Annotated in this window: 9 protein-coding genes and 1 pseudogene; 5 read left to right on the top strand and 5 right to left on the bottom strand. The window is 69.6% G+C overall.

Features of this window, described 5'->3' with window-relative positions; translation table 11 throughout:
• The first annotated feature begins 46 nt into the window (after positions 1-46).
• From HMPREF3086_RS12815 to HMPREF3086_RS12830, 4 genes are read left to right on the top strand one after another with little or no spacing between them, the layout of a single operon-like run.
• Positions 47-1,303 (top strand): HEAT repeat domain-containing protein, encoded by a 1,257-nt coding sequence (locus tag HMPREF3086_RS12815; protein WP_070722236.1) that lies wholly within the window; start codon positions 47-49, stop codon positions 1,301-1,303.
• Positions 1,300-2,742: a glycosyltransferase family 2 protein gene (locus HMPREF3086_RS12820; protein ID WP_070722238.1), complete on the top strand. Its 1,443-nt coding sequence runs from the start codon at positions 1,300-1,302 to the stop codon at positions 2,740-2,742. The genes HMPREF3086_RS12815 and HMPREF3086_RS12820 overlap by 4 nt, the downstream gene beginning before the upstream one ends.
• Positions 2,739-3,764, top strand: a complete 1,026-nt coding sequence (locus HMPREF3086_RS12825) for a histidine kinase dimerization/phospho-acceptor domain-containing protein (RefSeq protein WP_070722240.1) — start codon at positions 2,739-2,741, stop codon at positions 3,762-3,764. Before HMPREF3086_RS12820 ends, HMPREF3086_RS12825 begins: the two co-directional genes overlap by 4 nt.
• Complete coding sequence (locus tag HMPREF3086_RS12830) at positions 3,713-4,282, top strand: sensor histidine kinase (RefSeq protein WP_168169095.1); 570 nt, start codon at positions 3,713-3,715, stop codon at positions 4,280-4,282. The genes HMPREF3086_RS12825 and HMPREF3086_RS12830 overlap by 52 nt, the downstream gene beginning before the upstream one ends.
• Before the next feature lie 6 nt (positions 4,283-4,288).
• Here HMPREF3086_RS12830 and HMPREF3086_RS12835 read toward each other — a convergent pair.
• Positions 4,289-5,785 (bottom strand): annotated as a pseudogene (locus HMPREF3086_RS12835) (aldehyde dehydrogenase family protein); the annotation flags it as partial.
• 330 nt (positions 5,786-6,115) lie between these two features.
• A complete protein-coding gene (locus tag HMPREF3086_RS12840; protein WP_141764083.1) occupies positions 6,116-6,790 on the bottom strand; it encodes an Ig-like domain-containing protein in 675 nt (224 codons plus the stop codon).
• Here HMPREF3086_RS12840 and HMPREF3086_RS18595 point away from each other — a divergent pair.
• Positions 6,780-7,103, top strand: coding sequence for a hypothetical protein (locus HMPREF3086_RS18595; RefSeq protein ID WP_141764084.1), 324 nt, complete (start codon positions 6,780-6,782; stop codon positions 7,101-7,103). The genes HMPREF3086_RS12840 and HMPREF3086_RS18595 overlap by 11 nt on opposite strands.
• 97 nt (positions 7,104-7,200) lie before the next feature.
• On the opposite strand, the gene HMPREF3086_RS12845 is transcribed toward HMPREF3086_RS18595, so the two are convergent.
• The 3 genes from HMPREF3086_RS12845 to HMPREF3086_RS12860 form a co-directional block, all read right to left on the bottom strand.
• Positions 7,201-8,378, bottom strand: a protein-coding gene (locus HMPREF3086_RS12845) for an IS3 family transposase (RefSeq protein ID WP_371441672.1) whose coding sequence is annotated in 2 segments (ribosomal slippage) — positions 7,201-8,109 and positions 8,112-8,378 — 1,176 coding nt in all. Because the reading frame shifts where the segments join, the coding sequence is not laid out codon by codon here.
• Positions 8,379-8,417: 39 nt separating this feature from the next.
• Positions 8,418-8,630, bottom strand: coding sequence for a hypothetical protein (locus HMPREF3086_RS12855; protein WP_141764085.1), 213 nt, complete (start codon positions 8,628-8,630; stop codon positions 8,418-8,420).
• 210 nt (positions 8,631-8,840) lie between these two features.
• On the bottom strand, positions 8,841-10,176 hold a 1,336-nt coding region (locus tag HMPREF3086_RS12860), incomplete at its 5' end, for an Ig-like domain-containing protein (protein ID WP_246830991.1).

Consider the following 10,176-nt stretch of genomic DNA (forward strand, 5'->3'; position numbering starts at 1 on the left):
TTTAGGAACTAACGACACGCGACACTAGCCCCGCGGGATCCACACCGTGCTGCCCTCCTACGACGACCCCTCGCCCTCCCTGCTCGACGACGTCGCGCCGGAGATCGCCTCCGGCGTCCTCACGGCCTCCCTGTGGGTCCTCATCGCCGCGATCGGCGTACTCGTCGTGGTGATGATCTGGGCGCACGTCGCACGGGTCAGCCGCAGTCGCCGTATCGCACGCGTCCTCGAGCCACTCCGCCCGCGCCTGCTGGCGCTCGCCGCAGACGAGGAGTCCGACGACGAGTCGCTCGGGAAACTCGGCAGATACCGCGAGCGGGTCGTCGACCGGGCCGTCCTCGACCTACTCGGCAAGGTCCGCGGCGGGGCCGCCACCGCGCTGGTCGACATCCTCGACCGGCACGGCACCGTCGAGAGCGCCCTCCGCGGCGTCCACTCGTGGTCCGCCACCACCCGCGCCCGCTCCGCCCAGGTCCTCGGTGCCACCCGGCGCACCGAGTACTCCCCCGTGCTGGCCGGCATGATCTCCGACCGCGACCGGGCCGTGCGCTCGACCGCGGTGCGCGCCCTCGGGGTCCTCGGCGACGCCACCTACGCCGACGCGGTGCTCCGTGCGGTCCGCGAGGTCAAGGGGCTGTCCGGCGTCCCGGCCTACGTCGCCGCCGACGCGCTGCTCGCCATGGGCGACGACGTCCGCGAGGCGGTCCGGCGCGGGCTCGACGACCCGGACCCCGGCGTGCGGTACGTCGCCGCCACCGTCGCCTCGCGTGGGGGCATGGCCTCGCTGCTGCCCAGGGTCCTCCAGATCTTCCGCACCGATCGGGACGAGCGGGTCCGCGCGGCGGCCGCGCGCACTCTCGGGGTGATCGGCGACGCCCGCGTCATCGACGATCTCGGCCGCGCACTGGCCCCCCGCGAACCGGCGGCCGTCCGCCTGGCCGCGGCCACGGCCCTCGGAGAGATCGGTGCCCCCGCAGGTGTCCCGCTCCTGCGCTCGGTGCTGGCCGCCGGCGACCGCCGACTCGCCGAGGTGGCCGCCGGAGCCCTGGCCTCCCTCGGGAGGACCGGCCGCGAGGTTCTCGTCGAGACCCTCCGGCAGGGCGTGCTCCCGCCGGAGATCTCCGTCCGCGACACCGCGGCCACGTCACCCGCCGACCTCGCGGCCCTCGCCTCGCTCGGCGCGGTCACCGCACTCGGCATCCGTGACCGCAGGCCGGACCTGTACGAGATGGCCGCGACCGCCCGCCGGGCCACCGAGAACGACCCGGAACGCGCCCCACAGCAGGAGGATCCCGCCCCGTGATCGAAACCCTCCGCGTGGTGATCGCGACGCTGCTCGACGTGATCGCCTGGCCCATCCTCGTCTATTTCCTGCTCATCAACTCCTCGTACCTGGTGCTCGTGATCGCCGCGGCCGTCGACTTCAGGGGAACGCGTCGTCGTCGTCGTCACTCCGGTCGTGTCGAACGGCTCGGCAGCCACACGGCGCCGGGGGTGTCGGTCGTCGTCCCCGCCTACAACGAGGAGGCCGGCGTCGTCGAGGCCGCCAGGTCCCTCCTCGGACTCCGATATCACCGCCACGAGGTCATCGTCGTCAACGACGGGTCGTCCGACAACACCTTCCGCGTCCTCATCGAGGCGTTCGACCTGGTCCGCGCCGACCGCGAGGTGCCCTACGAGATCCCCACCCGCCAGACCCCCCGCGGCATCTACGTCCCCCGCGACGGCTACACCCGCCTCACGGTCATCGACAAAGCCAACTCCGGCCGCTCCGACTCGATCAACGTCGGCATCAACGCCTCCGTCGAGGACCTCATCATCTGCGCCGACGGTGACTCCCTGCTCGACCCCGACGCCCTGCTCGTCGTCACCGAACCCTTCGCCGACGACCCGCTCCGCACCGCCGCTACCGGCGGCGTCGTCCGGGTCGTCAACGGGTGCACCATCCGCTCCGGACAGATCATCGACGTCCGGATGTCCCGCAACGTGCTCGCCCAGATCCAGGCGCTCGAGTACCTGCGATCGTTTTTCCTCGGCCGCTCCGGATGGTCCAAGCTCCGCGCCCTCATCCTCATCTCCGGGGCTTTCGGCTGCTTCCGCCGTGATCTGCTGGTGGAGGTCGGCGGCCTCGACCCCGATTCCATCGGAGAGGACTTCGAACTGGTCATGCGCATCCACCGCCTGCTGCGGGAGCGCGTCCAAGAGTACAGTGTCACATTCGTGCCCGAGCCGGTGTGCTGGACCGAGGTGCCGGAAACGCTGCCGGTCCTACGTAAGCAGCGCGCCCGCTGGCACCGGGGACTGTGGGAGACCCTCGTCAAACACCGCGTCATGTTCGGCAACCCCCGCTACGGGCGGGCCGGGGTCCTGGCCGTGCCCTACTACTGGGCCTTCGAACTGTTCGCCCCACTCATCGAGGCCGTCGGCCTGGTTCTCATGGTCCTCGGATTCGCGCTCGACCTGGTCAACCCCACCACGTTCTGGCTGTTCCTGGCGGTCGCCTACGGATACGCGATCGTCGTGGCGCTGGCGGCCGCCGCCGTCGACGAGGTGTACTTCTCGCGCTACTACCGCTTCGGCAGTCTGCTCTCGCTCATCAGCTCGGCCGCCCTGGAGAACATCGGCTACCGCCAGCTCCACGTGGTGTGGCGACTGCGCGGCTGGTGGCAGGCACTCCGCGGGACCGAGCAGAACTGGGGCGTCATGACGCGACGCGGATTCACCACCGAGAACGTGTCATGAGCCCGCGCGAGAAGCAGGCGCCCGAGGTCTCGCGGATCCTGCGCGACAAGAGCCGCCGGATGCTGATCCTCGTCGTGGTGGTGGCGCTGCTGGGGCCGCTGATGCTGCTCCTCCAGTACAAGCTCTCGCAGCGCACCAGCACCGTCTACACGCCGGTCGTCGACGCCACGAGCCACCTGGTGATCGCGATGCGGTGGGCCCAGTCCGACCTGCGGATCGATCGCGTCTACGACGTAACGGGGGCGGAGGACCGACTGCGGGCGCTCAAAACCGACTCCGACGAGACGCTCGCCGAGTTGGACCGGCTTATCGGCGACGACGCCGAGTTCACCCCCGCCCTGGCAAGGCTGACCGCCTCGTCCGCGAGCTGGTGGTCGTACGCCGACTCGATCGTGGGGATGGAGGAGGGGTACTCGGCCGCCGACGATCCGACCGGCCGCGCGCAATCCGTCAGCGCGCTGGCCGACTTCTCCGAGATGATCGCGGCAGCGGACTCGATCCGCACCCTCGCCAGTGACGAGCGCGTCCGGATGCGCGGCCTACGGACCCGGGTGCTGGTCGGCGGCTCGGCAGCGGCCTTAGCGATGACCCTCGCCGCCGCCCTCGCGATCGTCCGCGGGACCCGTCGGACCGCCGAGGAGATCGTCGACCCCATCGAGGAGCTGGCCGCCGTGGCCCGACTCGACACGGTTGGCGGCCGGGGCACCCGGGCGCGCACCGACCACGGGCCGGCCGAGGTACGCGCGCTGGCCGAGGCCTTCAACACCCTGCTCGACACGCGGGACGACTATGAGGCCGGGCGCGAGGAGCAGCTCAGCAGGCTCGAGGAGCTGGACCGGCAGAAAGACGCATTCGTCTCCACGGTCAGTCACGAGCTGCGCACTCCGCTCGCGTCGATCGTGGGCTACACGGAGATGCTCTGCGACGGCGACGGCGGGGAGCTGACGAGCGCGCAACATCGCCTGGTCGGGTGGTCCAACGTAATGCCGACCGCTTGCGCGGTCTCATCGAGGACCTGCTGATCCTCAGCCGCATCGAGGCACAGAACCTCGATATCGCCCACGAGCGGCTGGACCTCGGCGAGGTGGTGAGGAACGTGACCGAGTCGCTGCAGCCCGCGGCCGTCCGCGCGGGCCTGGCGCTGGTCGAACAGGTCGAGCCGGCCGAGGTCATCGGTGACGCCCTCCAGCTGGAGCGGGCCGTGACCAACCTCGTCAGCAACGCGATAAAGTTCACGCTCGGAGGTGGATCGGTCACCGTCGGCCCGACCGTCGACGAGCACGTCGCCACCATCACGGTCGCCGACACGGGCATCGGCATCCCCGAGGCCGAACAGGAACACCTCGGCACCCGGTTCTTCCGGTCGAGCACCGCCCAGCACCGCTCGATCCCCGGGACCGGCCTGGGGGTGAACATCGTGCAGGCGATCGCCGACGCGCACGGCGGCGGCCTCGACTTCGACTCGGTGGAGGGCGAGGGCACCACGTTCCGGCTGGCGGTCCCCCTGTGGAGCGCCGGCGCCGGGTCGCCCACCACCTGAGCCGGGCTACAACCCCAGCCGCGTCCGCAGTTTCATCGCGCCGAAGTACATCGACGCCTGCTTCTTCTTGTCCGGGCCGAACGGCGGCACCATGAAGTCGGCAGCGGAGTAGTCGAACGAGTGCAGCGCCACCGCCCGCTCGTGCGTGAAGGTCCGGAAGCCGTAGCGGCCGTGGTACGAGCCCATGCCGGAGTTGCCTACGCCGCCGAAGGGGATGGCGGAGGAGACCATGCCGATGCCGAAGTCGTTGCCGTAGATGTTGCCGGAACGGGTGCGGTCGGCCACCGTCTCGAACCGCTCGTTCTTCTCTCCGTACCAGTACAGGACGAGCGGGCTGGGCCGGTCGTTGATGTACCGGATGGCCTCGTCGATGCTCGAGTAGCGGAACACGGTGAGGACGGGACCGAACACCTCGTCGGAGTCGATGTCCATCTCGGGCGTCACCCCGGTGAGCAGGGTGGGCGCGATCTTCCGGGTGAGCGCGTCCGGCAGCCGCTCCCCCGTCGGTGCGGCTTCCCGCTTGGTCGCGCCCTTGGCCACGGCATCGTCCACCAGCCCGACGATCCGCTCGTAGTTCGAGGTGTTGACCGTGGCGGTGTAGTCCGGGTTACCGACGATCGCCGGCAGGGTGCGACGCCACTGGTCCAACACGGTCTCGCAGAACGCGTCGTACTGGTCGTCGTGCACGAACACGTAGTCCGGGCACATGCAGACCTGACCACCGTTGACCAGGCGGGCGGAGGCGATGTTGCGCGCTGCCCGCTCGAGGCCGGCGGAGGCGTCCACGACCACCGGGTTCTTGCCGCCCAGCTCGAGCGTCACCGGGGTGAGGTTCTCGGCGGCGTCCTTGGCGACGGACTTACCCACGCCCGGTGAGCCTGTGAAGAACAGGTGGTCGTACGCGAGCTTGGAGAAGTCGGCGCCGCGGCCGTGTTCGGGGCCGGCGATGGCCAGCTCGTCCACGGAGAAGTAGTCAGGCGCCCTCCTGCACAGCACCTCGGTGGTGCGGGCCGTGACGGATGAGGGGCGGATCATCACGCGGTTGCCGGCGGCCAGCGCGGATCCGGCCGGGACGATCGTGAGGTAGAGCGGGAAGTTCCAGGGCCCGATGATTCCCACGACGCCCTTGGGGTCGTGCCGGACCTCCTGCTGGAAACCCAGCTTGTCGAGCGCGCGGGAGATGCGGGCGGGCTTCATCCACTTCTTGACATTCTTGCGCTGGTGGTCCAGGTCCGGCATCGAGGACGCGATGTCGGTGAGCGTCGACAGGGTCTCGGGGCGGGAGCCGTAGTCTTCGCGCATCGCCTCGGTGAGCTCGGCGGCGTTGTCCAGGATGAGCCGCTTGAGCCGCAGGATCCGGTCACGCCGGACCTTGGCGCCGGGCTGTGGGTCGGCGAGGAAGGACTGCTGCTGCCGCTCGAGGATCTGCGCGAGCGTGAGGTCGCGGGCGGTGGGGGTCGTGGCCATGACGTCAAGGGTAGAACGTGTTCTCGTCCGTGGCGAGTCCCTGCGCGGCCCCGCGTTTGGCGGACACCAGTCGCGAGAATCCGCCCGAGAACCTGCGAGGCGCCCGCCAACCTCTCCACCCCCTAGCGTTTGGTCGACACGTCGCAGAGTTTGGTGCACGCCTGGCCCGAAATCCGGGCGCCATCCCCTGAAATCCGTCGACCAGGCTCCGCGACGTGTTCAGCAACCGGCTCGGACGACGCCGCCGGCGGACGCGGCCCGAACGTCAGGCGTGAAGCGAGTCGACCCCGACCCCACCGCCGAAGCGATAGGGCCGGGGTCGCGTTCTGCCGGGATCACCGGCGGGCGAGGTCAGCCAACCTGCCCTCAGGAGCCGCTGGAACCCAGCGAACCCAGCGAACCCAGCGAGCCGCCGCCGCCGTTGTCGCCACCGAGCGAGCCGCCGAGCAGCGAGCCTAGGGACCCGCCGGGGACGGTCCCGGTCTCGTCGGCCGGCGCGACGTCCACCGTGTCGACGATCGGCTCGCTATCGCCGACCTCGATCACGACCTCCGTCTCACCCGGAGCGCCCGGCGTCCACGTGCAGGTGGCGGTTCCGTCGGCGCCGATCGTGACGCGGCAGATCTCCTCGTCGCCGATGGTGACGACGACCTCGTCGCCCTCGTCGCCGACGACCTCGATCTCCGTCTCCTGCCCCTCGACGGGCGGGTTAGGAGTGATCTCGACGGACGGGTCGGTCGGGACCGGCGCCTCGTCGACCTCCAACGTGCCACCCGACCCCGGCTGCGAGGTGTTACCCGCCGCATCCGTGGCCGTCACCGACACCGGCAGACCATCCTGCGACTCCGACGCCGTGAACACGCACTCGAACGTCCCCGCCACAGTCGCCGTCGCCGAACACACCTCGACACCGCCGACCATCACCGACACCTCCGACCCGGCCTCCGCCGAACCCGACACCGTCACCTGATCACCATCAACGGCCGGCTGCGGCGACACCACCACACCCGACGGCGCCACCGGCGCGGTCGTGTCATTCACCGCCACCTGGGTCGCAGAGGGAGAGGAAGACACGTTGGTGGTGGAGTTGCCGGGAAAGTGCGCGGTGACGTTCACCGTGTTCGTGGTCGACGGCACCCAGGGGCACGACGCCTTTCCGTCCGCGCCAACCGTACCGGTGCACAGCACGGTCGCACCGTTCCGGAACTCAACCGGAACGCCTTGGGCACCTCCGATCACCGTTGCGGAGAGGATCGTTCCCGTGGACGTGTTGGCCGGGTTCGGATCGGCCGTCACCGCCGAGGTGGTGGTTTCACGCTTGACAACAGAAGCGGTGCCAGTGGTGCCGGGATAGGTACCCCCACCAACCACTTCGAAGTGCATGTCCGCGTTCCACGTCAACGGGCCGGGAAGAGGGTGGGCGTGAGGAACGAACTGGTGACAGGTTCGGTTTAGGCCGCGAGTGTGAGCGGCTCGGTTTGCTTGGCTTCGAACTCGATCGGGGTCAAGCCGCCGAGGGTGTCCTGGGCTCGTTGCCGGTGGTACTTCCGCTCGATCCAGACGACGATCGCGAGCCGCAGTTCCTGCCTGGTCGTCCACCGCTGCTGGTTGAGCACGTTGGTCTGCAGGAGCGACCAGAACGACTCCATGGCCGCGTTGTCTCCGGCTGCGCCGACGCGGCCCATCGATCCGACCATGTCGTGGCGGCGCAGCTCGCGGGCCATGGCCTGGCTGCGGAACTGGCTGCCCCTGTCGGCGTGCAGGATGCACCCGGCGACCTCGCCGCGGCGGGCGACGGCGTTTCGGACGGCGTCGACGGCGAGCTTCGCGGTCATGCGATCCGAGATCGAGTATCCGACGATGCGGTTGGAGAACACGTATTTGATCGCGCAGCAGTACAGCTTGCCTTCGCTCGTCGCATGTTCCGTGATGTCGGTGAGCCAGACTCGGTTGGGCGCGGCGGCGCGGAACACGCGCTGCACGTGATCGTCGAACAGGGGCGGTCCGGCCTTCTTCCCCTTCCCGCGTCGGCGGCGTTGCGCGGACGAGAGGATCCCGGCTTGCGAGCACAGCTTCCACGCCGTCCGCCGGCTCATCCGCCAGCCTGCGCGGCGGGCTTCGTCGGCGAGGTATCGGTAACCAAACGTCGGGTCGTCGACGTGGGCGTCGTGGAGCGCATTGATCCGAAACGCGCGGAGCACGTCCGCGGCCCGGACCGGGTCGTTGCGCCACCGGTAGTAGGGCTGGCGGGCGAGCTTGAGAACCCGGCACGACACCGTCACGGGAATCCCCGCATCGGCGAGCTCGGAAACGAGCGGGTACGTCATTCTGGGGAGCCACCGAGGCGCAGGTTCGCCTGCGACAGATACGCCGCCGCACGCCGAAGCACCTCGTTCTCCTGCTCGAGCAGGCGGATCCGTTTCTTCAGCTCCCGTGCCTCGACCGCGTCTGCGGCGGTCTGACCGGGACGGTTGCCGTCCTCGACGTCGGCCTGACGGAGCCAGTTCTGCAACGTCGCTTCGCTGATCCCGAAGTCGGTGGCGATCTGTTTGATGGTGACGCCGCTCTCGCGGCGACGAGCGACCGCGACGACGTCCTCGCGGAACTCTCTGGGATAAGGACCGGGCATGATGACATCCTCCCCGCCAGCGCCTCCCGGCACTAACGATCAGTTGTCACCAGTTCGTTCCTCACGCCCGTCGTTGTAGAAGGTGTATGTGACGGTGAATTGCTCTCCCGGAGAGAGCTCATTGTCGCTGAAAGACCGAGTCATTTGGACATTCCGCTGCTCCCGCATCGGATCCGATGCCGGTGCTGCATTCGCCACCACCGTCTGACCCGTGACGAGGAACGCCACCGCCATCGCCATCGTGCTCAGCACCGCAGTTATGCTGCATAACAGCATCTTCATTTAGGAAGCCCCCTGAAGGATGAGTTCGCGCGGGAGCAAATTCGGGTCGCATGTTCAGATCGCAACTCGGGCGCCATCACGCCGCCAAGGACCACCCCGGTCTCTTCACATGCCAAGCGGCGCGGCCCCGGTGCCGTCATGACACCGGGGCCGCGCCGTGCGGGTTGCCTCCGCGATTCCCTACCCGCCGAGCGACCCCAGCGAGCCGGACGATCCGTTGGACCCGGTCGAGCTGCCGAAGGAGCTGCCGAGCGAACCGGGGTCGAGCGACCCGGTCCCGCCGTCGGTGTCCGCCGGGCGGACGGTGACGGTCTCGATGATCTGGGCGTTATCACCCACCACGATCTCGATCTCCACCTCGCCGGGCTCGCCCGGGGTCCACTCCCACACCGCACTGCCGTCGACGATCGTGACGCGGCAGACCTCGACGTCGCCGATGGTGATGACGACCTCCTCGCCGTCCTCGCCCTTGACCTCGATCTCGGTCGCCTCCCCCGCCACCGGCGGGTTGGGCGTGATCGTCACGGACGGATCGGTGACGACCGGGGCCGACTCGACCACGATCGTGCCGCCGTCCGCCGCGGGCGAGGTGTTGCCCGCCTCGTCGGTGGCGGTCACCGCGACGGCCTCGCCGTCCTGGCTCTCGTCCGCAGTGAACGTGCACGAGAACGCGCCCGTGACCGCATCGGCGGTGGCCGAGCAGACCTCCTCGCCGCCGACCGTGACCGAGACCGTCGATCCCGGCTCGGCCGTGCCGGACACCGTCACCGTGTCGCCGTCGACCGCGGGCTGCGGCTGGACCCGGATGTCCTCCGGTGCGGCCGGCGGGGTCGTGTCGGCGGCCTCGGTCACCGTGACGGTCGTGGTCGCCGGCACCGACTCCTGGTCGTTGAGCGAGGCCACCGCCGACAGCGTGTGCGTGCCGGCCGGCAGCGTGCCCAGCGAGCACGAGAACGCACCCGTGGTGGCGTCCGCCGTGACCGTGCAGTCCGCGCCACCTGGACCGGTCACCGTGACCAACGCGCCCGGAGTAGCAGTACCGGACACCGTCACCTGGTCATCCGAAGTCGGCGCCGACGGCGAGACCGACAGGTCCGTCACCGGAGCAACCGTGCCCTGACCCACCGTCACCGTCGCCGTCGCCGGAGCCGAGTCCACACCGTTGACCGTCTGGATCACCGAGATCGTCTGATCCGCACCCACCGGCAGCGTGCCCAGCGAACACGAGAACGCACCCGTAGCCGCATCCGCGGTCGCCTCACAGCTCGTGCCACCCGGGCCGGTCACCGTCACCGATGCACCCGGGGAGGCCGTACCGGACACCGTCACCTGGTCATCCGAAGTCGGCGCCGACGGCGAGACCGACAGCTCCGTCACCGGCGCAACCGTGCCCTGGCCCACCGTCACCGTCGTCGTCGCCGGAGCCGAGTCGACACCATTGAGCGTCGCCACCGCCGACACCTCATGGGCGCCGACCGACAACTGACCGACGGTGCACGTAAACGACCCGTCTTCG

This window comes from Dietzia sp. HMSC21D01, assembly GCF_001815995.1.
Taxonomy (GTDB): Bacteria; Actinomycetota; Actinomycetes; order Mycobacteriales; family Mycobacteriaceae; genus Dietzia; species Dietzia cinnamea.

Coding starts and splice junctions, on each gene's coding strand:
- HMPREF3086_RS12825 (WP_070722240.1), top strand. CDS start 2,739: ATGAGCCCGCGCGAGAAGCAGGCGCCCGAGGTCTCGCGGATCCTGCGC.